At 65.7% G+C, this 21,205-nt stretch carries 22 protein-coding genes; 9 read left to right on the forward strand and 13 right to left on the reverse strand.

Features of this window, described 5'->3' with window-relative positions; genetic code table 11:
• Nucleotides 1-65 precede the first annotated feature (65 nt).
• The 3 genes from cysK (at nt 66) to GA645_RS20495 (ending at nt 3,690) form a co-directional block, all read left to right on the forward strand.
• Complete coding sequence (gene cysK / locus GA645_RS20485; RefSeq protein ID WP_152224849.1) at nt 66-1,040, forward strand: cysteine synthase A; 975 nt, start codon at nt 66-68, stop codon at nt 1,038-1,040.
• Between the two features lie 208 nt (nt 1,041-1,248).
• Nucleotides 1,249-2,343: a polyamine ABC transporter substrate-binding protein gene (locus GA645_RS20490; RefSeq protein WP_152224851.1), complete on the forward strand. Its 1,095-nt coding sequence runs from the start codon at nt 1,249-1,251 to the stop codon at nt 2,341-2,343.
• Between the two features lie 444 nt (nt 2,344-2,787).
• Nucleotides 2,788-3,690, forward strand: a complete 903-nt coding sequence (locus GA645_RS20495) for a DMT family transporter (protein ID WP_152224853.1) — start codon at nt 2,788-2,790, stop codon at nt 3,688-3,690.
• A gap of 51 nt (nt 3,691-3,741) precedes the next feature.
• On the opposite strand, the gene GA645_RS20500 is transcribed toward GA645_RS20495, so the two are convergent.
• Entirely contained in the window at nt 3,742-4,647 is a 906-nt protein-coding gene (locus tag GA645_RS20500) for a DMT family transporter (RefSeq protein WP_152224855.1), read from the reverse strand.
• Between the two features lie 85 nt (nt 4,648-4,732).
• Nucleotides 4,733-5,230, reverse strand: coding sequence for a GNAT family N-acetyltransferase (locus tag GA645_RS20505; protein WP_152224857.1), 498 nt, complete (start codon nt 5,228-5,230; stop codon nt 4,733-4,735).
• 161 nt (nt 5,231-5,391) lie between these two features.
• Between GA645_RS20505 and aceK the strand changes: the two genes are divergently transcribed.
• Nucleotides 5,392-7,128 (forward strand): bifunctional isocitrate dehydrogenase kinase/phosphatase, encoded by a 1,737-nt coding sequence (gene aceK, locus GA645_RS20510; protein WP_152224858.1) that lies wholly within the window; start codon nt 5,392-5,394, stop codon nt 7,126-7,128.
• 232 nt (nt 7,129-7,360) lie between these two features.
• Here aceK and GA645_RS20515 read toward each other — a convergent pair whose 3' ends face one another.
• The 5 genes from GA645_RS20515 to GA645_RS20535 form a co-directional block, all read right to left on the reverse strand.
• Nucleotides 7,361-7,837 (reverse strand): Bro-N domain-containing protein, encoded by a 477-nt coding sequence (locus GA645_RS20515; RefSeq protein ID WP_152224860.1) that lies wholly within the window; start codon nt 7,835-7,837, stop codon nt 7,361-7,363.
• A 706-nt stretch (nt 7,838-8,543) separates the two neighbouring features.
• Entirely contained in the window at nt 8,544-9,068 is a 525-nt protein-coding gene (locus GA645_RS20520; RefSeq protein ID WP_152224862.1) for a DUF2937 family protein, read from the reverse strand.
• Nucleotides 9,069-9,181: 113 nt separating this feature from the next.
• Nucleotides 9,182-9,955: a class II glutamine amidotransferase gene (locus GA645_RS20525; protein ID WP_152224865.1), complete on the reverse strand. Its 774-nt coding sequence runs from the start codon at nt 9,953-9,955 to the stop codon at nt 9,182-9,184.
• 3 nt (nt 9,956-9,958) lie between these two features.
• Complete coding sequence (locus GA645_RS20530; protein ID WP_152224867.1) at nt 9,959-10,405, reverse strand: HIT family protein; 447 nt, start codon at nt 10,403-10,405, stop codon at nt 9,959-9,961.
• Between the two features lie 66 nt (nt 10,406-10,471).
• The gene (locus GA645_RS20535; RefSeq protein WP_152224869.1) at nt 10,472-10,942 is read right to left on the reverse strand and encodes an MFS transporter; all 471 of its coding nucleotides are present in this window, start codon (nt 10,940-10,942) and stop codon (nt 10,472-10,474) included.
• A 99-nt stretch (nt 10,943-11,041) separates the two neighbouring features.
• On the opposite strand from GA645_RS20535, the gene GA645_RS20540 reads away from it, so the two are divergent.
• Both GA645_RS20540 and GA645_RS20545 read left to right on the forward strand, forming a co-directional pair.
• Complete coding sequence (locus GA645_RS20540; RefSeq protein ID WP_152224871.1) at nt 11,042-13,102, forward strand: S9 family peptidase; 2,061 nt, start codon at nt 11,042-11,044, stop codon at nt 13,100-13,102.
• Nucleotides 13,102-13,443, forward strand: a complete 342-nt coding sequence (locus tag GA645_RS20545; protein ID WP_152224873.1) for a CPCC family cysteine-rich protein — start codon at nt 13,102-13,104, stop codon at nt 13,441-13,443. The genes GA645_RS20540 and GA645_RS20545 overlap by 1 nt, the downstream gene beginning before the upstream one ends.
• A gap of 7 nt (nt 13,444-13,450) precedes the next feature.
• Here GA645_RS20545 and GA645_RS20550 read toward each other — a convergent pair whose 3' ends face one another.
• Together GA645_RS20550 and GA645_RS20555 are read right to left on the reverse strand one after the other, a co-directional pair.
• A complete protein-coding gene (locus tag GA645_RS20550; protein ID WP_152224875.1) occupies nt 13,451-14,080 on the reverse strand; it encodes a LysE family translocator in 630 nt (209 codons plus the stop codon).
• 72 nt (nt 14,081-14,152) lie between these two features.
• A complete protein-coding gene (locus tag GA645_RS20555) occupies nt 14,153-14,602 on the reverse strand; it encodes a YcgN family cysteine cluster protein (protein WP_152224876.1) in 450 nt (149 codons plus the stop codon).
• A gap of 267 nt (nt 14,603-14,869) precedes the next feature.
• Between GA645_RS20555 and GA645_RS20560 the strand changes: the two genes are divergently transcribed.
• Nucleotides 14,870-15,463: a nitroreductase family protein gene (locus GA645_RS20560; protein WP_152224878.1), complete on the forward strand. Its 594-nt coding sequence runs from the start codon at nt 14,870-14,872 to the stop codon at nt 15,461-15,463.
• Nucleotides 15,464-15,599: 136 nt separating this feature from the next.
• Here GA645_RS20560 and GA645_RS20565 read toward each other — a convergent pair whose 3' ends face one another.
• The 3 genes from GA645_RS20565 to rnd all read right to left on the reverse strand — a co-directional run bounded on the left by GA645_RS20565 (nt 15,600) and on the right by rnd (nt 18,223).
• Nucleotides 15,600-16,532, reverse strand: a complete 933-nt coding sequence (locus tag GA645_RS20565; RefSeq protein WP_152224880.1) for a D-2-hydroxyacid dehydrogenase — start codon at nt 16,530-16,532, stop codon at nt 15,600-15,602.
• A gap of 247 nt (nt 16,533-16,779) precedes the next feature.
• Entirely contained in the window at nt 16,780-17,073 is a 294-nt protein-coding gene (locus GA645_RS20570) for a YcgL domain-containing protein (protein WP_152224882.1), read from the reverse strand.
• 16 nt (nt 17,074-17,089) lie between these two features.
• Nucleotides 17,090-18,223 carry a ribonuclease D gene (gene rnd / locus GA645_RS20575; RefSeq protein ID WP_152224885.1) on the reverse strand — a complete coding sequence of 378 codons (1,134 nt, stop codon included), beginning with the start codon at nt 18,221-18,223 and terminating at the stop codon, nt 17,090-17,092.
• Nucleotides 18,224-18,362: 139 nt separating this feature from the next.
• Between rnd and GA645_RS20580 the strand changes: the two genes are divergently transcribed.
• Nucleotides 18,363-19,424 carry an SMP-30/gluconolactonase/LRE family protein gene (locus GA645_RS20580; RefSeq protein ID WP_152224887.1) on the forward strand — a complete coding sequence of 354 codons (1,062 nt, stop codon included), beginning with the start codon at nt 18,363-18,365 and terminating at the stop codon, nt 19,422-19,424.
• Between the two features lie 22 nt (nt 19,425-19,446).
• Here the strand turns inward: GA645_RS20580 and GA645_RS20585 are convergent, their stop codons facing one another.
• Nucleotides 19,447-20,241: a 1-acyl-sn-glycerol-3-phosphate acyltransferase gene (locus GA645_RS20585; protein WP_152224889.1), complete on the reverse strand. Its 795-nt coding sequence runs from the start codon at nt 20,239-20,241 to the stop codon at nt 19,447-19,449.
• Between the two features lie 87 nt (nt 20,242-20,328).
• Here GA645_RS20585 and GA645_RS20590 point away from each other — a divergent pair, with 87 nt between their 5' ends.
• Nucleotides 20,329-21,183, forward strand: coding sequence for a sulfurtransferase (locus GA645_RS20590; RefSeq protein ID WP_152224891.1), 855 nt, complete (start codon nt 20,329-20,331; stop codon nt 21,181-21,183).
• The last annotated feature ends 22 nt before the right edge of the window (nt 21,184-21,205 follow it).

Genomic DNA, 21,205 nt, shown 5'->3' on the forward strand with positions numbered 1-21,205 from the left:
GGACGCAGAGGCGGGCGGGGAATAGGCTTTCGGGTCTACTCAAGAGTGACAAGGACTCTCTCCCCATGAGCCGCATTTACGCAGACAACGCGCAGTCCATCGGCAACACGCCGCTGGTCCAGATCAATCGCATCGCCCCGCGCGGCGTCACCATCCTGGCCAAGATCGAAGGGCGCAACCCCGGTTACTCGGTGAAGTGCCGGATTGGCGCCAACATGATCTGGGATGCCGAGTCGAGCGGCCGCCTCAAGTCGGGCATGACCATCGTCGAGCCGACCTCCGGCAACACCGGTATCGGCCTGGCCTTCGTCGCCGCCGCCCGTGGCTACAAGTTGATCCTCACCATGCCCTCCTCCATGAGCCTGGAACGCCGCAAGGTGCTCAAGGCACTGGGCGCAGAGATCGTCCTGACCGAACCGGCCAAGGGCATGAAGGGCGCCATCGCCAAGGCCGAGGAAATCCTCGCCAGCGACCCGGCGAAGTACTTCATGCCGGTACAGTTCGACAATCCGGCCAACCCTGCGATCCACGAGAAGACCACCGGCCCGGAAATCTGGAACGACACCGATGGCGCAGTGGACGTGCTGGTGGCCGGCGTCGGCACCGGCGGCACCATCACCGGGGTCTCGCGCTTCATCAAGAACACCAAGGGCAAGCCGATCCTCTCGGTGGCCGTGGAGCCGATCAGCTCGCCGGTGATCAGCCAGACCCTGGCCGGTGAGGAAGTGAAACCCAGCCCGCACAAGATCCAGGGCATCGGTGCCGGCTTCGTGCCGAAGAACCTCGACCTGTCGCTGGTGGATCGCGTCGCCACCATCGCCGACGACGACGCCAAGGCCATGGCCCTGCGCCTGATGCAGGAAGAAGGCATCCTCTGCGGCATCTCCAGCGGTGCCGCCATGGCCGCCGCGGTGAAGCTGGCCGAGGAGCCGAACATGCAGGGCAAGACCATCGTGGTCATCCTGCCCGACTCCGGCGAGCGCTACCTGTCGAGCATGCTCTTCGACGGCCTGTTCGACGAGCAGGATCTGGTCCAGTAAGACTCCTCCGCCCCGTTCCGGGGCGGATTCCTACCTGCGATTCCGACTCAGCGCGATCCGAGTCACGCCTGGCTGTCTGCGGACCCGCAAGCAGCCAAGGCCTCTCGCCATACTCCGGCAAAATGATTAATTCTTGCCCAGCCCGTGACACCTTGCCGCCCTGAGCGGACGGCACCGGGCATCCCGCACCGCCGTCAGGAATACAAGAATGAAAATTTCCGCCCCGTTGCTCTCCACCCTCGCAATTTCCCTCGCCGTGTCCGCTGGCGCCGCCCAGGCCGACACCGTGAAGATCTACAACTGGTCCGAGTACATCGCCCCGGAAACCGTGCCGAACTTCACCAAGGAAACCGGCATCCAGGCGACCTATGACGTCTACGACAGCAACGAGACTCTCGACGGCAAGCTGATGACCGGCAAGTCCGGCTACGACGTCGTATTCCCGTCCAACCACTTCATGGCCAAGCAGATCCAGGCCGGCGCGCTGAAGAAGCTGGACAAGAGCCAGCTGCCGAACTGGAAGAACCTCAACCCGGTGCTGATGAAGGCGCTGGAAGTGAACGACCCGGGCAACGAGCACGGCTTCCCCTACCTGTGGGGCACCACCGGCATCGGCTACAACTCGGCGAAGATCAAGGAAGTGCTGGGCGACAACGCGCCGATCGATTCCTGGGACATCTTCTTCAAGCCCGAGTACATGGAGAAGCTGGCCAAGTGCGGCGTAGCGGTGCTGGACAACGGTCCGGAACTGCTGCCGATCACCCTGAACTACCTGGGCCTGCCGCACCACAGCCAGAAGCAGGAGGACTACAAGAAGGCCGAGGAAGCACTGCTCAAGGTGCGTCCGTACATCCGCTACTTCCACTCCTCCAAGTACGTCAGCGACCTGGCCAACGGCGAGATCTGCATGGTGGTCGGTTTCTCCGGCGACATCCTGCAGGCCGCCACCCGCGCCAAGGAAGCCAAGAACGGCGTGGACGTGCAGTACTCCACTCCGAAGGAAGGTTCGCCGCTGTGGTTCGACATGGTCGCCATGCCGGCAGACGCGCCCGATGAAAAGGCCGCCTACGCCTTCATGAACTACCTGCTGCGTCCGGAAGTGATGGCGGGCGTGAGCAACTCGGTGCACTACGCCAACGGCAACCTGGCCGCCGATCCGCTGGTGGACAAGGCGATCAAGGCCGACCCGGCGATCTACCCGCCGCAGGACAAGATGGCCAAGCTGTTCGCCCTCGAATCCATGCCGCAGAAGATCGACCGCCTGCGCACCCGCATCTGGAACACCATCAAGACCGGCAAGTAAGCGTCACCCTTGCCCCTGCAACGCGCGGTTTCGGCCGCGCGTTGTCATTTCTGTCGCGAGAGTCGCGCTTTGCCGCACGACTCGCGCAGGGCTCGCCTCGGGGCACGTTGCCCGCTATAGTCAGCCCACACGGCACTTCGCTGCCTCACTGAATCAGGTTTCCGTCCATGTCCCGATACCCGTTGCCCACCCAGGCAATCATCGCTGCAGCCTCCCCGGCACGCGGCGCGGGTATGGGTGCGGCCTGCCCTCCCCCTCCTGTCGTCGCCATCGCGTCGCCTCCGCCTCCCAGCGCGGCCAATCCGCCGCCCGGCGTGAGCTGCTGACGCCCACGCATCACGCGTTTTCCATCGCCCGGTTTTCCGCGCTCATCTGACGCGGCACCTGGCTTGTGGCCGGCCGCCTGAAGGCCGGTCGTGATCTGCCTGACGACAGGTGCATTGCATGATTTCGTTCAATCGTTCTTCCCTGGCCGCCCTGGCCAGTACCTCGCTGTTCGTGCTGCTGTGGAGCAGCGCCGCCATCATCAGCAAGTGGGGGCTGGCCCATGCCTCGCCCATGGTCTTCCTCATCGCCCGTTTCGGCACCGCGCTGGCGGCGCTGCTGATCCTTTCACCGCTGATCGGCCTGCGCTGGCCACGCGAGCGCCGGCAGGTGCGCCAGGCGGTACTGACCGGCCTGGTGATGCTCGGCGTCTATCCGATCTTCTACCTGCTGGCGCTGGACCAGCACGTCACCCCCGGCGTCATCGCCACGGTGCTTGGCGTGCAGCCGATGCTCACCAGCTTCCTGCTGGAGCGCCGGCACTCGGCCACGCGCCTGGGTGGCCTGGCGCTGGGGCTGGTCGGGTTGGTGATGGTGGTGTACCAGAGCATCGGGCTGTCGGGCCTGACCTTCGCAGGATTGGCCTGCTGCCTGCTGGCACTGCTGTCGATCACCGGCGGCTCGATCCTGCAGAAGAACATCCGCGAGAATCCGCTGGGCACCCTGCCCCTGCAGTACATCGCCGGCCTCACCCTGTGCCTGGCCGTGGCGCCTTTCCAGCCGCTGTACGTGGAGTGGAACACCGCGTTCATCCTCAGCGCGCTGTGGATGGGGCTGATGGTCTCGGTGCTGGCCACCGTGCTGCTCTACCGGCTGATCGCCGCGGGTGATCTGGTCAACGTCACCAGCCTGTTCTACCTGGTGCCGGCGGTTACCGCGCTGATGGACTACCTGGTGTTCGGCAATCGCCTGTCCGCGCTGGGCCTGCTGGGCATGGGATTGATCGTGGCGGGATTGATGCTGGTGTTTCGCAAGGCGGGCCCGGCGCGCACTTCAGCAGCCACACAGGCGGTCGATAGCTGATCGTCTGGTGCACAAGCCGGAGGCGGGGACTCTTCCTCGCCTCCGGCTCACTCAACTGGCCGTTTCCACTTTCGCCAACGGCGCCGGCCGCAGCACCAGCCACAGTGCCACGGCAATCAGCACCCCGCCCTGCAGGTGCGCCCAGGACAGCGACTCGTCCAGCAACAGCACCCCCCAGAGCACGCCGAACAGCGGAATGAGGAAGGTCACCGTCATGGTCTTCAGCGGGCCGACGCTGGCCAGCAGACGGAAGTACAGGACGTAGGCGAAGGAGGTGCAGAGGAAGCCCAGCCCGGCCAGGGCCAGCAGAATCTTCGGCTCGAACAGCGGCGCCAGCGGCATGTCCAGGCTGGTACCGAGAAAGGCCGGCAGCAGGCACAGGGTCGCGCCGATCTGGCTGCCGAGTGCCGAAATGCCGAAGTCCAGGCCACCTTGATCGTTGATCCAGCGCTTGGTGATGAACCCGGCAAAGCCGTAGCAGGTCGTCGCCACCAGGCAGGCAGCGGCACCCCACAGCACGGCGGCGTCCAGCGGCACCGGGCCGGCACCGGTCAGCACGGCCACCCCGGCCAGCCCCAGCAATACACCCAACGCCTTGGAGCCGGTCAGCGACTCACCGAAGAACAACGAGCCGATCAGTACGCCCATCAGCGGCGTGGTGGCATTGAAGATCGCCGAATAACCGGCCGGCAGCACCCGCGCCGCCAGGCTGTACATCAGCACCGGAATGCCCGAGCTGATCACCCCGATCACCAGCAAGCGCCCGAACTTGCCGCGAAAATCCCAGCGCGTGCGCAGCACCAGCAGGATCGCCACCAGCCCGAGGGCGGACAGGAACACCCGGAAGAATGCCGTCGGCATCACCCCGATACTTGGCACCAACTGGCGCATGAACAGGAAACTGGCACCCCAGATGGCGGCCAGGCCGAGCAGATTCAGCAGTGCTGCGGGACTCATCGCGAATAGCTCCATGGCAGGTGAGCCACCAGCCTACGCCGGTGGCCGGCAGCATCCATCCACAGCTGACTTTCAAACTCCATATTCAGCTCCTGCGCAGCCGCGCCATGCTCAGCACGTCGGCATGAACGCCATCGCGTAAGGCGAACTCACGCAGCTGCCCTTCCACTTCGAAACCGAACTTGCGGTACAGCGCGATGGCAGGCTGGTTATCGGTGTACACGGTCAGTTCGATGCGACGCAGGCCCATCCAGTTGTCGGCGACCTCCAGCAGCTCCGCCAGCAGCCGCGTGCCGAGGCCACGCCCCTGCCAGGTGACCGCCACGCCCATGCCAATGGCGCCGCAATGGCTGCGACGCGCGCGCGGGTACTGCTCCAGATTGGCGCTGCCGACCACCTCGCCCTCATGCAGCGCCACCAGGGTCACCTGGCGCTCGCTGTCCAGGGTCAGTCGCTTTCGCCACATCTCCGGCGCCTGGTAGGGCATCTGCAGCACCTGGCGCGCCACCGCGGGATGGTTGTAGAGGGCGGTCAGGCCGTTGATGTGCTGCTCCGTGCAGCGCTCGATGCGCATGTTCTCCATCGCGTCAGCTCCTTGCCGAGGTTCCTGTCGAAGAGAATGGGTGGATCAGCATACGCCCGATAACTCTCGGAATGCTGCCCGGACGCCACGCGAATTCCCACTTTCCCTCGCCGTTCACGCTGGCTAAGCTCGCTGCACAACGACTCTGCAGAGGCACTCCCATGGCTCAGCACTGGCCGGCGATCGAGATCGCGACCCTGATCCTCGAAGGCTTCGACGACTACCGCGCACGCTTCCACCAGATCACCGACGGTGCCCCGGCGCGCTTCGAACAGGCGCTCTGGCAGGAGGCGCAGCGGGCCTCGGCCGAGCGCATCAACCTGTACGAGGAAAAGGTCGCCGAAACCGTGGAGCGCCTGACCGGCGCCATGGCCCATATCGACCTGGTGGACGTGGAGCGCTGGCCCATCGCCAAGAGTGCCTACATCACCCTGATCGACCCGCGCCTGGACGACGAGCTGGCGGAAACCTGGTTCAACTCGATCTTCTGCGGCCTGTTCAGCCACGACAACATCAGCGACGGCACCATGTTCGTGCACACCACCCGGCCGTCCCTGCGTGCCCACGCGCGCGCCCCGCACACCCGCCTGTACCGCCCTGGCGGCCACCTGCGCCCTACCCTGGAGCAGATCTTCGACGACTACCGCTTCGCCGTGGACTACGACGACCGCGAGCGCGACCTGGAGCGCATGGACAGCCTGCTGCACGCCAACCTGCCGGATTGGGTGTGCAAGGACCCGACGCTGACCATCGAGCTGATCGGCTCGGTGTTCTACCGCAACAAGGGCGCCTACCTGGTGGGCCGCCTGTTCACCCCCGAGGAGCAGTGGCCGCTGGTGTTCCCGCTGGTGCACCACGAGGGGCGCGGCATCCAGTTCGACACGGTGATCACCGACGAGGCGGAAGTCTCGATCATCTTCTCCTTCACCCGCTCCTACTTCATGGTCGACGTGCCGGTTCCGGCGGAGCTGGTGGCCTTTCTCAAGCGTCTGCTGCCGGGCAAGCACATCGCCGAGCTGTACACCTCCATCGGTTTCTACAAGCAAGGCAAGAGCGAGTTCTACCGCGCGCTGATCAACCACCTGGCGACCACCGACGACCTGTTCGTCATGGCGCAGGGCGTGCGCGGCATGGTGATGAGCGTGTTCACCCTGCCCGGCTTCAACGTGGTGTTCAAGATCATCAAGGACAACTTCAACCCGGCCAAGACCGTGGACCACGCCACGGTGATCCAGAAGTACCAGTTGGTGAAGAACCACGACCGTGTCGGTCGTCTGGCCGACACCCAGCAATTCGCCGACTTCCGCTTCCCGGTAGGCAAGTTCGACCCGGACTGCCTCGCCGAACTGCTGGATGTGGCGCCCTCCACCGTGGTCCTGGAAGGCGACGTGGTGCTCATCCGTCACTGCTGGACCGAGCGCCGCATGACACCGCTGAACATCTACCTGGAGCACGCCACCCAGGCGCAGGTAGAGGAAGCGCTGAACGACTACGGCCTGGCGATCAAGCAACTGGCGGCGGCGAACATCTTCCCAGGCGACATGCTGCTGAAGAACTTCGGCGTCACCCGCCATGGCCGCGTGGTGTTCTACGACTACGACGAGATCAGCTACCTGACCGAGGTGAACTTCCGCCACATCCCGCCGCCGCGCTATGAGGAGGACGAGCTGTCCTCCGAGCCCTGGTATTCGGTGGGGCCGATGGATGTGTTCCCGGAGGAGTTCCCGCGCTTCCTGTTCGTCGACCTGAAGCAGCGCCGGCTGTTCGCCAAGCTGCACGGCAACCTGTTCGACGCCGATTACTGGAAAAGCCTGCAGGAGCAGATTCGCGCGGGCAAGGTGATCGACGTGTTCCCCTACCGCCGCCACGAATCGCCGGAGGAAGCGCTGGCGCGCTGATCCCCCACGTTCCCGCTGGCATCCCCATAGGGCGCATAGCCCGGAACGGGTTATGCGCCACATGCCCCGCGGCGGATAGCGCTGGCGCGTTATGCGCCCTACCAGGGCATGACCGGGTTTGGCAGAGGCACGACGCAGGATGGCGTGGAGCGCAGCGATACCCATCAACGCACGTGCACCGGACAGCATGGGTATCGCTGCGCTCCAGCCATGCTACAAAAGCGGCCCCGGGTCAGGCGTGCAGGTGGTTTTCCAGCAAACCCACCGCGTCGCGCCAGCGCACCCGAAGGCTGCCCTGCCAATCCATCACTGGCAGCGACTCGCCAAGCAGGTGCTGCATGCGCCGGCGCGGCAGGCGGGCATCGCGGTTGTACTGGTCGCGCAGCGCGGGCATGACTTCGTTGCTCAGCCATTGGCGCAGGCTGCGATTCTCCGGGTGGTAGCAGTACACCAACAGCAGCGCGTAGAGGCCGCTCTCGTTGACCAGCAGTTCCGGCTCAGGATTGCCGGTGAGTCGCTCGTGGCGGCGCTGGTCGTTGTCCAGGCGTTCGATGAAAGGCTCGTGGATCTTGCGGCTGAGCAGCTTGCTCAGGTCGCGCACGACGAACCACGCCTGCTGCTCGATCAGCAGCGCGCGCAGTTGCCGGTTGTAGCGGACGAAGAAGGTTGCGGTCAGGCCGTCGTCGGCCGGGGAAATCGAAAGGTTCATGCTGGAGCTCCTTGCTGAATCAAGAAGCCGCCGCCCGAAACTGCCGAAAAGAGGGAGGCGGACCGTGCAAGGGTAGAAATCCGGGTCAGAGACACAGAGAGACCGGCCGGGCCGAAGCCCGCCTCACACGGTCCGCCATAGATAGCCAGAGTCCGGCCGGCGCGGAACAACCGGCCGGATTTTCTCTGCTTTGGCAATATGTCTCTGGACTCAGGTTTCTACGCCTGGCCACGATGACGCTGTGGCAGGCGAAACGCTAAGCAGTGAACTCGTAGGACCGCAACGCCGCGGGAGTGTAGGGGCCTTCCCAAGCATCCCGCAGTGGCTTTACCGGATTGGTGCGATGGCTTTCAGGAACTGCGAGGCCGTCGGGCATTTCCGCATGAATGCCCGTGCGCCGGCGTCCACCTGTAGGAGCGCGCCATGCGCGCGATCGCGGGCATGGGTTAGGCGCCCCCACCTCTCCTACAGATCCATACCGCCTTCTACCTGTGCGTAGGAGCAACTGTCTTTTGGGCTCCCGCGTTCGCGGGAGTGACGATGTCGTGCACCGCGCTCTGCAATCGTCTTCCCCGCGAACGCAGGACGCGGGCGCTGGCCCGAAGGGGTATCACCCAGAAAACAATGTAGGAGCGGACTCCGTCCGCGATTGGCTGAAGCCCGCAGCAGAATCTCGACAGCGTGCCATTCGTAGAAGCGTCTGCGATCAGTTCCAGTGCCGGCGCGACGCGTGGCGCCTGTCACCCAGGCCGACCAGCGCCGCCAACGACGCCATCAGCACCTCGGCGATCCACGCCAGCACCAGGCCTCCGGCCAGGCCCCAGCCGATGGCCTCAGGCTCCAGGACCACTTGGTAGCGGTAGTTCTCGTAGGTTTCCCGCAGCAGCTCAGGGTTCGGTGCCGTTACCATGTGCCAGGCACGCTGGGCCCATCCGCCCTGCAGGGCCTGCCATTCATTCTCGAACAACTGGGCACGGCGCAGCAGGCGCTCGATGTTGTCGGCGTCACGCTGGAATACCGGGTCGGCGCTGCCACGATAGTGCGCCACCAGGGCATTCAGATCGCCCTTGAAGAACTGCCCGGAGGTGTCCTTGAAGCCTTGCAGCGACTGGGCGGCCTCGATGCGATGGGCGTCGATGCGCTGGGTGTAGTCCTTGATGAAGCCCGGCACCTGAACCGCCACCATCAGGCCCAGCGCGAACAGCACCATGCGAATGTAGCTGCGCAACATTTTCTCCCCCTTTCATTCTTCTCATTTTGGTATCGCCCACCAGGCGCCGCCGATTGTCGTCGAAGGCGCCCCCCGGGGCCGGGCCTGTGTCGCACGGATGCGCGCAGGCCGCGTCAGACGCGTCCCTGATCGACGATCTCGCCGCGCCACCAGAGCATCCATTCACCACCCTGCATCAGGGTCCAGTTCTCGTTATCGGTCAGCGGCTCGGTGGCGATCACCGTGACCACATCGTCAGGCGTGGTCTCGGACTGGAAGTCGACGGTCAGGTCGGCGTCCTTCAGCCGCGCCGGACCGAACGGCGCGCGACGGGTGATCCAGGCCAGCTTGCTGCTGCAGAAGGTGAACAGCCAGTCGCCGTCGCTGAGCAGGCAGTTGAACACACCCTGCTCGCGGTAGGTCGCACAGGCGCGAACCAGCGTAGGTAGCAGTACTTCCACCGGCACCGGCTCGGGGAAGGCGCGACGCACACGGTTGAGCAGGTCGCAGAAGGCCGCCTCGCTGTCGGTATCACCCACCGGACGGTACAGCCCCGGCTCGGGATGGAAGTCGGCCAGTTGACCATTGTGGGCAAAGGTCCAGTAACGCCCACCCATCTCGCGCACGAAGGGGTGCGTATTGGCCAGGCAGACCTTGCCGACGTTGGCCTGGCGGATGTGGCCAATCACCGTTTCGCTCTTGATCGGGTAGCGCTGCACCAGACGCGCCACTTCCGAATCGATGCTCGCCGACGGGTCCTGGAACAGGCGCACCCCGAGACCCTCATAGAAAGCGATGCCCCAGCCGTCGCGGTGCGGGCCGGTACCGCCGCCTCGCTGCATCAGCCCGGTGAAGCTGAACACGATGTCCGTCGGGACGTTGGCGCTCATGCCGAGCAACTCGCACATGAATCAGTTCTCCTCCAACATTGCCTCGCGCAGCTGATGCAGCTCGCGCTCCAGGCGATTGTGCATCCTGCGCCGCCCCAGCGGCAGGAAACGCGTGAAAAAGCGCAGCGCCATGGCCGGCAGGTCGTTCAGCTCACGCGGAATCAGGTGCAGATGAAAATGCTCTACGTGCTGGTTGGCTGCGGGGCCGTCGTTGACCAGCAGGTTGATGCCGAGCCGGCCGTAGCCGGCACGGCGCAGTACGCGCTGCATTCGCTCGGCCAACGGCATCAGGCTCTGCTGTGCGCTTTCCGAAAGCTGGTGCAGGTAGGTTGCGTGCTCCCGCGCCACCACCAGCAGATGCGCGGGCCGCAGCGGGTAGAGGTCCAGCAGCACAACGAATTGATTGTCTTCGTAGAGCATATGGGTCGGCACGCGACCGGCCGCGATGGCGCAGAACACGCAGTCCATGGGAACTCCTCGAAAGGCCGTTCAGTTCATGCTGGACGCGTGTCGGTCAGGACGCAAGGCGCGACTCTACAGGCGCGGCTCGATGCGCATGCGACGGTCGCCGCGCTCGTCGGTGCGGGTATCCACGTCGGGCATCAGCTCCGGCTGCATCAGCTGGCGCAGGGTCGGCTCATCGTCCGGCTCCGGCACCTTGCGGCGCTTCTTCAGCGCCCGCTCGATGGGCCAGCGGATCAGCACGAACAGCAGGTACACGCCGAATGCCGCCAGCAGCACCAGCGCCAGGTCCGAGACCGCGCGCCAGGCGTTGTTGCCGACCTTGAACACGATGTCCAGCGCCGTGATGGCGATAGCCGGGGCGTACATGTTGTTCGCCGGGTCCACCGGGGTCGGCGTGAACAGCAGGACGATGACGATCACCCGCAGCGGTTCGCGTAACCAGCGCCACATCCAGCCGGTCATCAGGAACCAGACCAGAGTCAGGCCGAGGCCGGCGCCAAGATAGGCGCCCCAGGCGAGCAGGTAATCGTGTTCGTTCATACGCGTGCGTGCGATAGCGACAGAGGGGGGCTTATGATAGCCGCTTTTATCCATGGGTGCGCAGCCGGGCGTCATCCATGCCGTCGCCCAGGAGCCGCCATGTCCAACCGCCAGCCCCCCATCGCCCGCCGCGAAGCCGCCGCCGATCCCTATGCCTGGCTGGAAAACCGCGACGCCGAGGACGTCCTCGACTACCTGAAAGCGGAAAATGCCTACCTTGAGGATCAGCTTTTTCCTCAGACAGAACTGCGTGAACAGCTGTTCCAGGAGATCAAGGGACGTATCCGCGAGACCGATCTCTCCCTGCCCACGCCCTGGGGCCCCTGGTTGTACTACCAGCGCACCACCGCCGGCGACGAGTACCCGCGCCACTACCGAGCCCCGCGCCCGACCGACGGCTCGCTGACGGTCGATGAAAGCGCCGAGCAACTGCTGCTGGACCCGAACGCCCTCGCCGGCGACGGTTTCCTTTCGGTCGGCGCCTTCAGCATCAGCCCCGATCATTCGAAGCTGGCCTACAGCCTGGATACCAGCGGCGACGAGATCTACACCCTTTACGTGAAGGACCTGACCGACGGCAGCGTCACCACCCTGCCCTTCGAGGACTGCGACGGCAGCCTGACCTGGGCCAACGACAACCGTACCCTGTTCTTCGGCGAACTGGACGATACCCACCGCCCGCACAAGCTGTACCGCCACTGCCTGGGCCAGAGCGGCGCCGAGCTGGTCTTCGAGGAAAACGACGGCCGCTTCTTCCTGCATTGCTACCGCGCCAGCTCCGAGCGCCAGCTGGTGCTGCTGCTGGGCAGCAAGACCACCAGCGAAGCCTGGGTACTCGACGCCAACCACCCGGAAGGCGAATTCGTCTGCCTGGCGCCACGCGAGGAAGGCCACGAGTACTACCCCGACCACGGCCGCCTGAACGGTGACTGGGCCTGGCTGATCCGCAGCAACCAGACCGGCATCAATTACGCCCTCTACCGCGCCAGCGAAGCGCAGCCGACCCGCGAGCACTGGCATGAGCTGGTGGCGCACCGCGACGAGGTGATGCTCGAAGGCCTGACCCTGAGCGCCAGCGCCCTGACCCTGAGCCTGCGCGAAGGTGGCCTGCCGATCGTCGAAGTGCACCCCCACGACCAGCCGGCGCACCGCGTGCACCTACCGGACGCCGCCTACAACCTCTACGTGCAGGACAGCCTGGAATTCGACGGCCCGGTGATCCGCCTGCGCTACGAGGCACTCAACCGCCCGGCGCAGATCCGCCAGCTGGCGCTTTCCAGCGGCGAGCAGAAAGTGCTGAAGGAAACCCCGGTGGAAGGTCCGTTCGACGCCGACGCCTACGAGAGCCGCCGCCTCTGGGCTGCTGCCGCCGACGGCGTGCAGGTGCCGATCAGCCTGGTCGGTCGCCGTGAGGTGCTGGAAGCCATCGCCCGTGGCAAACCAGCGCCGCTCTATCTCTACGGTTATGGTGCCTACGGGGAGAGCCTCGACCCCTGGTTCTCCCACGCGCGCCTGAGCCTGCTCGAGCGCGGTTTCGTCTTCGCCATTGCCCACGTGCGCGGCGGCGGCGAGCTGGGCGAAGCCTGGTACCGCGCCGGCAAGCTGGAGCACAAGCAGAACACCTTCAGCGATTTCATCGCCTGCGCCGAGCACCTGCTGGCATTGGGTTACAGCAGCCCGGCGCAGCTCGCCATCAGCGGCGGCAGCGCCGGAGGCCTGCTGATCGGCGCGGTGCTCAACCAGCGCCCGCAACTGTTTGCCGCCGCCATCGCCGAGGTGCCCTTCGTCGACGTGCTCAACAGCATGCTCAACCCCGACCTGCCGCTGACCGTCACCGAGTACGACGAATGGGGCAATCCGGAGGAGCCGGAGGTCTACGCCCGCATCCGCGCCTATGCGCCCTACGAGAACGTCAGCGCCCAGGACTACCCGGCGCTGCTGGCGGTGGCCGGCTACAACGACAGCCGCGTGCAGTACTGGGAAGCCGCCAAGTGGGTGGCCAAGCTGCGGGTGAGCAAGACCGACGACAACCTGCTGCTGCTCAAGACCGACCTGGACGCCGGCCACGGCGGCATGAGCGGCCGCTACCAGGGCCTGAAGGACGTGGCGCTGGAGTACGCCTTCCTGCTCAAGGTGCTGGGCATCGAAGGCAACGCCTGATGCTCTATACCTGTCCCTGCTGCGGTTACTTCAGTTTCGGCGACCCTCCGGGGTCGTACGAAATCTGCGAGATCTGCTTCTGGGAAGACGATCACCTGCAGCTGTGCTTCCCCGACGCGCGCGGCGGCGCCAACGCCGTGAGCCTGATCGAGGCGCAGGTCAACTTCGTGCAATGGGGCGCCTGTGAACGGCGCTTCCGCACGCAGGTGCGCCCGCCGACCATCGACGACGAGAAGGACGAGCGCTGGTTTCCGCTGTGGGAGAAGCGCGTGCAGCTGCCGGATGACGAGGCGCCACTGACCGGCGAAGAGGCCTGCTACTGGCTGCGGACGCCGGGCTGAGCGCAGCTCAGCGCCGGCCGCTGAAGGCCAGGCCGACGCCCATGGCGACGATCAATCCACCCGACGCGCTCTGCTGCCAGCGGCGCCAGGTCGGGTTGCTGCCCACCCGGTTGCCGACGCGCCCGGCGACCACCGAAACCACGGCATTCACCAGGCAGCCGCCGAGGTTGAATAGCAGGCCGAGGCAGAGGATCTGCAGGACGAAGCTCGGGCTGCCGGCGGGAACGAACTGCGGCAGGAAGGCGAGGAAGAACAGCGCCACCTTGGGGTTGAACACGTTGACCATCATGCCCTGCAGGAACACCCGGCTCAGGCGCGCTGGCTCGAGTTCGGTACGTTTCTGCTCGCGCCACGCCCCCCGGATCAGTTGCACGCCGAGCCAGACCAGATAGAGCGCGCCCAGCCACTTGAGCACGCCGAAGGCCACGCTGGACATCATCAGCAGCGCCGACAGGCCAAACGCTGCCGCCAGCATGTGCACGATACAGCCCGCGCCGATGCCGAGGGTCGACATCAGGCCCGCCGCGGTACCTTGGGCAGCCGAGCGCGAGGCGACGTAGAGCATGTCCGGGCCGGGCGTGAGGTTGAGTGCCAGGGTGGCGATGAAGAACAGGCTGAGGCTTTCGAGGCTGGGCATGGCGCGGCTCCGGGGTGCGACACGGAAAGAATGCCACGCCGTACCCCGCCGACAATCCAGCCGGCGGAAGGATCAGCCGGCGCGGAAGATCAGGTGCTCTTCCCAATCATCCTCGGGCACCGAGCCCTCGGCGAGCATGCGACCGGACTGGGAAATGCGCTCGTGGTGTACGGCGTCGGGGTCGCCGCAGACCAGGTGGTGCCACAGCGGCAGGTCCTTGCGCTCGGCCACCAGGCGGTAGCCGCAGGTGGGCGGCAGCCACTGGAATTCGTCGGCCTGGGACGGAGTCAGCTGGATGCAGTCGGGCACACTGGCGCGGCGGTTGGCGTAGTCGGTGCAGCGGCAGGTCTTCATGTCCAGCAGCTTGCAGGCGATGCGTGTGTAGTAGACGGCGCCGTCGTCCTCGTCTTCCAGCTTCTGCAGGCAGCACAGGCCGCAACCGTCGCACAGCGACTCCCACTCGTCCTGATCGAGCTGGTCGAGGGTCTTGCGTTTCCAGAAGGGTTCGACTTTTGCGGCCATTTTTTGTACAGGGGCTGTTTCACGGGGCGCAAAGTCTAAGCCCGTAGCGCGCCCAGGCCAAGCGCAGGCGACCATTGACCGCGCGGTGCTTGCCAGAGCGTGCCGCGCTGGTTAGTTTGGGCGCCCCACGGGCCTGGTCCGCCACACGTGCCACCACGTGCCGCGCGACCCGCCAGCGGTCATCCGCCGCCGCGCCACCCGTCCCATCCGCGATGCCCGGCCGTCCACGGCACCATCGGCATGTCCCAAGCAGTCACAGGAGCCACCATGAGCGCCAACCCCCGCGTTGCCGAGCACCCGATCGACCCGCAATTCATCAATCGCTGGTCGCCCCGCGCCTTCAGCGGCGAAGCCATTCCCGAAACCACCCTGCTGAGCTTCATCGAGGCCGCGCGCTGGGCGCCCTCCTCGTTCAACTCGCAGCCCTGGCGCTTCCTCTATGCGCGCCGCGACACGCCGAACTGGCAGCGCTACCTGAACCTGCTGGGCGAGTTCAACCGTGGCTGGGCGCAGAACGCCTCGGCGCTGGTGGTCGTGTTGTCCAAGACCACCTTCGCCCCGCCCGGCTCCAGCGAAGAGAAACCGGCGCTGTGGCACAGCTTCGACACTGGCTCGGCCTGGGGCTTCATGGCACTGCAGGCGAGCCTGGCCGGCTGGCACACGCACGGCATGGCGGGCTTTGACCGCGAGCTGGCGCGTAGCGAACTGAAGGTGCCGGCGGACCACGAAATCCACGCGGTCATCGCCATCGGCAAACTGGGCGACAAGTCGATCCTCTCCGAAAGCCTGCAGGCCCGTGAAGTGCCCAATGCCCGCCGCCCACTGGCGGAAATCGTCGCCGAGGGCGATTTCTCGCTCTGACCGGCTCTCTTTATGTAGGAGCGAGCTTGCTCGCGAACCTGCAAGGCACGGTGCAATGCGGTTCGCGAGCAAGCTCGCTCCTACGAAGAGCCAATGAAAAAGGCCCCATCCGGGGCCTTTTTCATATCCACACCGGTCAGTAACCGCGCGCGAAATCCACTTCTCCACGCATTTCCTGGCCTGCCCAGAAGCGCGTGAGGTTGTCGCGGAACAGTTCGATCAGCGGCCCCGGCAGCGTCGGTGCGGCAGTGTGCCCGGTGAGCAGCAGGCGCGGCGTGTGCCAGAACGCATGCTGCGGCGGCAGCGGCTCTTCGCGGCAGACATCGATCACCGCGCCGGCGATCTGGTTGGCCTCCAGGGCCATCACCAGATCGTTATCGACCACCGAGTTGCCACGCCCGGCGTTGATGAACAAGGCGGTCGGCTTCATTCGGTTGAACAGCGGCAGGTTATAGATATCGCGGGTATGCGCGGTGTCCGGCAGCAGGTTCACCACGTAGTCGGCGGTCTGTACCAGGCGCGGCAGATCCTCCAATCCGCCGACCCGGCTGAACGGCAACAGCGGCCGTGGGTTCTTCGCCACGCCCACCAGCTCCACGCCGAACGGCGCCAGCATGTGCGCCACCGCCTGGCCGATCTCGCCGGTCCCGACTATCAGTACCTGGCGGCCGTAGAGCGTACCGGGCAGGCGATCATCCCACTGCACGCCGACCTGGCTGGCCAGGCGGCCGAGCATCTGCCGCTCGTGGGCGAGCAGGTACGTGAGCAGGTATTCGGTCATGACCTGGCCGAAGATACCCACGGCACGGGTCAGCGCGTAGTCCTTGGGCAGATCGTTCGCCAGCAATGGGGTAATGCCGGCCCAGCTGGACTGGATCCATACCGGGTGTACGCCCTGGCGCAGCAGTTGCGCGGCGAAATCGGGTTGGGCGAGCCAGACGGGGCATTCGGCGGCAGCTTCGAGGAGGCGGTCCGGCTTGTCGCCGGAAACCACCGAGATTCGCGGTTCCGCCGCCATGATCAGGGCGGCATAGAGGGCATGATCACGATCGAGAACGAGCAGGCGCATGATTCAGGACCTTCGCTTCGATCGGTGGGACGTTTCCGGCTGGCGCATCTGGACTCGCTTCAGGAGAACTTCCCGTTGATATCAGCATCAGTTGAGGGAAGACAGGCGGCTATAGACACAGCTAGAGACCAAGCGTTCCGCTCCATTGCATCCTTTCTCGACGCATAATGCGCTCAAGCCGCGAACTTGCACAGTGCCACCACTGCACCCGCTCGCGGCTCGAGGGGAGTTGCGCTACAGCAAGGCTTCAGAGCGGATCGTTCATCCGCAGCAGCTCCTCGGGCAGGTGCTCGATGTACTCCTCTTCACCCGGCGGCATCTGCAGGTGGTAACCCTGCTTCTCGATGTTTTCCAGGACCTTGTGGATGTCCTCGCGGGCCAGTTGGCGTTCCGGGCTGAGCACCAGGTCGAAGGTGTGCTGCGGCGGGCCGAACGCGGCGATCAGCCCTTCGGGCACGCGCGACAGCGCCTCGCGCTTGTCGACGTACAGGTACATCTCGTTCTTGCGCGGACTCTTGTAGATAGAGCAAATGCGTTTCATGGTGTGTCTTTCCGCGTTATTCGTGGGTCTGGACGGCAAGGCTGTCCAGCAAGGCCTGGCCCATCAGCGCGCGGCGCCAGCCCTGCAGCGACTCGGGCAGTTGGTAGGGGCCGTTCGGCCAGCCGGTCTTGAGCAGCGCCTCGAGTACCTTCTTGCGCAACATCAGCTCTGGAGCCATGTTCAGGCGCTCGGCCTCCTTCTGGCCAATTTCGCGCAGCTGCTTGAGCACTGGGGTGACCTCGCGCGGCAGCGGTTCAGGCAGCGTTTCGGGGCGATCGGCTTCCGGCAGCTTCGCCGCGTGGGCGATCAGTGCGATCAGGATATCGCCATCCTGGCGGACGGTGCGCGGGTGCATATCATCGATGCGCGCCAGGGCGACCTTGTCGGCGGGCTGGAAGCGCGCCAGCGGCCACAGGGTGTGTTCGCGCAGCACGCGGTTGCGCGGCTGGTTGCGCACGCGGGCCTGCTCTTCGCGCCAGGCGCACAGTTCACGCAGCACGGCCAGTTGCTGGCGATTGAGCTTCCACGCCAGCTTCACATCGAGGTAGGCCTCCTGCGGGTCGCTGACACGGGTCTGGTTGGCGGTCAGGTCCGCGCCGTCGGCCAGCAGCCACTGCAGCTTCTCGTCACTCAGGCGTGGCGCCAGCTTCACGTAGACCTCGGCCAGGTGCTGTACGTCCTCGGCGGCGTAGCGCACCTGCATCTCGGTCAACGGACGCTGCAGCCAGTCGGAACGGGTCTCGTCCTTGGGCAGGTCGATACCGAGGATCTCCAGCACCAGCTTCGAGTAGCCCATCGAGTGCGGCATGCCCAGGTAGGCGGCGGCCAGCTGGGTGTCGAACAGCGGCTGCGGCAGGCTGCCGGTCAGGCGCAGGAAGACCTCCAGGTCCTCGCCACAGGCGTGGAACACCTTGACCACCACCGGCGACTCCAGCACGGCGGCGAATGGCGACCAGTCGCGGATCAGCAGCGGGTCGATCAGCCACACGCCACTGCCGTCGCCCACCTGCACCAGGCCAGCTCCGGGGTAGAAGGTATCGACACGCATGAACTCGGTATCGAGCGCGAGGTACGGCAGTTCTTTCCAGTCCTGGCATTTGCGCGCCAGGCTGGCATCGTCGCGAATCCACTGAATATCGAGAGCGGTCACGAACATCTCCTTCGTTTCGGTGCGCGCATTATATAGAGATGCATGATGTGCGAGCATTCCGCTCGGCCATCAGTCTGTGTCGAGCCCGGAGCAAGGACTAGGCTGGGCCCGCCCCATAACAACAATAAGGCAACTCCCCATGAAGAAGCTTTTCGGGCTGATCGTCCTGCTGGTCGCCGCCCTGGCCATCTACCTGGCAGTCACCCCCAGTCCCATCGACCCGCTGGCGTGGACACCGCCGAAGGCCCCGCCGATGACCGGCGTGATGGAGCCCAACGACACCCTGATGAGGGCCGAGCTGATTGCCCAGGGGCAGATCGTCGGGCCGGAGGATACCGCCGTAGACAGCCAGGGGCGCGTCTTCGCCGGCCTGGAGGACGGCCGCATCGTGCGCATCGGCGCGGACGGCAAGGCGCAGACCTTCGTCGAGACCGGAGGCCGGCCACTGGGTCTGGCCTTCGATAAAGCCGGCAACCTGATCGTCGCCGACGCCTGGAAGGGCCTGCTGCAGATCGATCCGCAAGGTCAGATCCGTGTACTGACCGATTCCGTTGACGGCGTTCCCTTCGCCTTCACCGACGACCTGGACATCGCCAGCGACGGACGCATCTATTTCAGCGATGCATCCAGCCGTTTCCACCAGCCGGACTACATCCTCGACCTGCTCGAAGCCCGCCCCCACGGCCGCCTACTGCGCTACGACCCGGCCACCGGCAAGACCGAGACACTGCTCAAGGACCTGTACTTCGCCAACGGCGTGGCGCTTTCGCAGAACGAGGACTTCGTGCTGGTCAACGAGACCTACCGCTACCGCATCACCCGCTATTGGCTCAAGGGCGAGAAGGCCGGCCAGCACGACGTCTTCATCGACAACCTGCCGGGCCTGCCGGACAACCTCGCCAGCGATCGCAACGGTACCTTCTGGGTCGCCCTGCCCTCGCCGCGCAAGGCGGATGCCGACCTGATCCAGCAGCTGCCCTGGCTGAAGCGACAACTCACCAAGCTGCCGCGCGCCGTCCTGCCCAAGCCGGTGCCTTACGGCCTGGTGATCCAGGTGAACGAGAAGGGCGAGATCGTGCGCAGCCTGCATGACACCAGCGGCCAGCACCTGCGCATGGTCACCTCGGTGAAGCCGGTGCACGGCGTGCTCTACCTGGGCAGCCTGGAGAACGACCGCATCGGCCGGCTGCCCTTGCGCTGAAGGCTCCAGCTGCACTGACGCCTCAGACGGGCGTCTGTTCCTTCAGGGCAGGCGCCGGTGCGGACGCGGCGGAGGGCTCCAGCAGCTCCAGCATGCGCCCGCGCACTTCGGCCATCAGCGCGTCCACGCCCTGCTCGGCAAATCCGGTGGAGTCGATTGGCGCACCCACGTGCACTTCCACCGGCATGCCCAGATTCAGCTTCAGTCCACCGACCGGCAGCAGCTGCTGGATGCCGCGAATCGCCACCGGGACGATGACCGCATCGGTCTGCTGCGCCAGCCGGAAGCAGCCTTTCTTGAACGGCTGCAACTTGCCGTCCTTCGAGCGGGTGCCCTCGGGCGCGGCCCACAGCACGATGCCGCTTTCCATCATTTCCCGCGCCCTGGCCAGGTCGGCGATGGCCTGGTGGCGGTTGTGCCGGTCGATGGAGGGGAACTCCGCCGCACGCATCGCCGCGCCCCAGACCGGCACCGCGAACAGCTCCTTCTTCGCCAGCATGCGGACCGAGCCGGGCATGGTCACGAAGATCGCCGGAATGTCGTAGAAGCTGGAGTGGGTGCAAAGGATCATGTAGCGGCGGCCATCGCCGAAGTCCGGCACTTCACCGTGGCGGCTCAGGCGCGCTCCGGTCAGACGCAGCAGGCTTCCCGACCAGTCGCGGGTGAAGCCATCGACCTTGCCGCGACGCAGCCGGCCAACGGCGCCGAGCGCCAGCACACGGACGCTGTAGCCCAGGGTGATCAGGACGGTCGCCAGCCCCACCAGGGCGACGCGCAGCGGGCCGGCCTTGCGCGGCTCGGGTTGCAGATTGAGCATTTTCGCCAATTCCCCACCGACAGTAACTTGTTCGCGATACAAGCCTTATGATGCGCCAAAGCCCCGTCACGACACAGGAATGCGCCCATGACCTACGCCCGACTGCTCACGCCCGAGCAACTGGCCGCCCGCCTCGATGACCCGAATCTTGTCCTGCTCGACTGCCGCTTCTCCCTCGACGATCCCGGCTATGGGGCGCGCAGCTATCAGGAAAACCACATTCCCGGCGCCCACTTCGCCGACCTCAACAAGGACCTCTCCTCCCCCGTCGTCCCCGGCGTGACCGGCCGCCATCCGCTGCCCGACCCGCACAAGTTGCTGGAACGCCTGCGCACCTGGGGGCTGAACGCGGAAAGCGAAGTGGTGCTCTATGACGACGGTCCCGGCGCCTTCGCCGCCCGCGCGTGGTGGCTGCTGGCATGGCTGGGCAAACGAGAAGGCGTCTACCTGCTCGATGGCGGCCTTACCGCCTGGCGCACCGCCGGCCTGCGCCTGACCACCGCCGAGACGCCCGTGCGCCCTGGCGACTTCCGGGGCAAGCCGGACAACAGCCTGCTGATCGACGCCGATGCCCTCGGCAAGCGACTGGGCGAGCCGGACCTGCCGCTGGTGGACGCCCGCGGGCTGCCGCGCTTCCGTGGCGAGGTGGAACCCATCGACCCGGTCGCCGGCCACATCCCCGGCGCCCAGTGCGCGGCCTTCACCGACAACCTCGGCAACGATGGCCGCTTCCTGCGTCCGGAGCATCTGCACCAGCGCTTCGCCAGCCTGCTGCGCGGCCGCCCGGCGCAAGACCTGGTGGCCTATTGCGGCTCAGGCGTCACCGCCTGCCACAATCTGTTCGCCATGAGCCTGGCCGGCTACCCGCTGGGGCGCCTGTACGCCGGCTCCTGGAGCGAATGGATCACCGATGCGAAACGCCCGGTGGCCAAAGGCGACTGATTCACCATCGCGCAATGAAAAC

The sequence above is a fragment of the Pseudomonas sp. SCB32 genome (assembly GCF_009189165.1).
GTDB lineage: Bacteria > Pseudomonadota > Gammaproteobacteria > Pseudomonadales > Pseudomonadaceae > Pseudomonas.

Coding starts and splice junctions, on each gene's coding strand:
- cysK (WP_152224849.1), top strand. CDS start 66: ATGAGCCGCATTTACGCAGACAACGCGCAGTCCATCGGCAACACGCCG.
- GA645_RS20490 (WP_152224851.1), top strand. CDS start 1,249: ATGAAAATTTCCGCCCCGTTGCTCTCCACCCTCGCAATTTCCCTCGCC.
- GA645_RS20495 (WP_152224853.1), top strand. CDS start 2,788: ATGATTTCGTTCAATCGTTCTTCCCTGGCCGCCCTGGCCAGTACCTCG.
- GA645_RS20500 (WP_152224855.1), bottom strand. CDS start 4,647: ATGAGTCCCGCAGCACTGCTGAATCTGCTCGGCCTGGCCGCCATCTGG.
- GA645_RS20505 (WP_152224857.1), bottom strand. CDS start 5,230: ATGGAGAACATGCGCATCGAGCGCTGCACGGAGCAGCACATCAACGGC.
- aceK (WP_152224858.1), top strand. CDS start 5,392: ATGGCTCAGCACTGGCCGGCGATCGAGATCGCGACCCTGATCCTCGAA.
- GA645_RS20515 (WP_152224860.1), bottom strand. CDS start 7,837: ATGAACCTTTCGATTTCCCCGGCCGACGACGGCCTGACCGCAACCTTC.
- GA645_RS20520 (WP_152224862.1), bottom strand. CDS start 9,068: ATGTTGCGCAGCTACATTCGCATGGTGCTGTTCGCGCTGGGCCTGATG.
- GA645_RS20525 (WP_152224865.1), bottom strand. CDS start 9,955: ATGTGCGAGTTGCTCGGCATGAGCGCCAACGTCCCGACGGACATCGTG.
- GA645_RS20530 (WP_152224867.1), bottom strand. CDS start 10,405: ATGGACTGCGTGTTCTGCGCCATCGCGGCCGGTCGCGTGCCGACCCAT.
- GA645_RS20535 (WP_152224869.1), bottom strand. CDS start 10,942: ATGAACGAACACGATTACCTGCTCGCCTGGGGCGCCTATCTTGGCGCC.
- GA645_RS20540 (WP_152224871.1), top strand. CDS start 11,042: ATGTCCAACCGCCAGCCCCCCATCGCCCGCCGCGAAGCCGCCGCCGAT.
- GA645_RS20545 (WP_152224873.1), top strand. CDS start 13,102: ATGCTCTATACCTGTCCCTGCTGCGGTTACTTCAGTTTCGGCGACCCT.
- GA645_RS20550 (WP_152224875.1), bottom strand. CDS start 14,080: ATGCCCAGCCTCGAAAGCCTCAGCCTGTTCTTCATCGCCACCCTGGCA.
- GA645_RS20555 (WP_152224876.1), bottom strand. CDS start 14,602: ATGGCCGCAAAAGTCGAACCCTTCTGGAAACGCAAGACCCTCGACCAG.
- GA645_RS20560 (WP_152224878.1), top strand. CDS start 14,870: ATGAGCGCCAACCCCCGCGTTGCCGAGCACCCGATCGACCCGCAATTC.
- GA645_RS20565 (WP_152224880.1), bottom strand. CDS start 16,532: ATGCGCCTGCTCGTTCTCGATCGTGATCATGCCCTCTATGCCGCCCTG.
- GA645_RS20570 (WP_152224882.1), bottom strand. CDS start 17,073: ATGAAACGCATTTGCTCTATCTACAAGAGTCCGCGCAAGAACGAGATG.
- GA645_RS20580 (WP_152224887.1), top strand. CDS start 18,363: ATGAAGAAGCTTTTCGGGCTGATCGTCCTGCTGGTCGCCGCCCTGGCC.
- GA645_RS20585 (WP_152224889.1), bottom strand. CDS start 20,241: ATGCTCAATCTGCAACCCGAGCCGCGCAAGGCCGGCCCGCTGCGCGTC.
- GA645_RS20590 (WP_152224891.1), top strand. CDS start 20,329: ATGACCTACGCCCGACTGCTCACGCCCGAGCAACTGGCCGCCCGCCTC.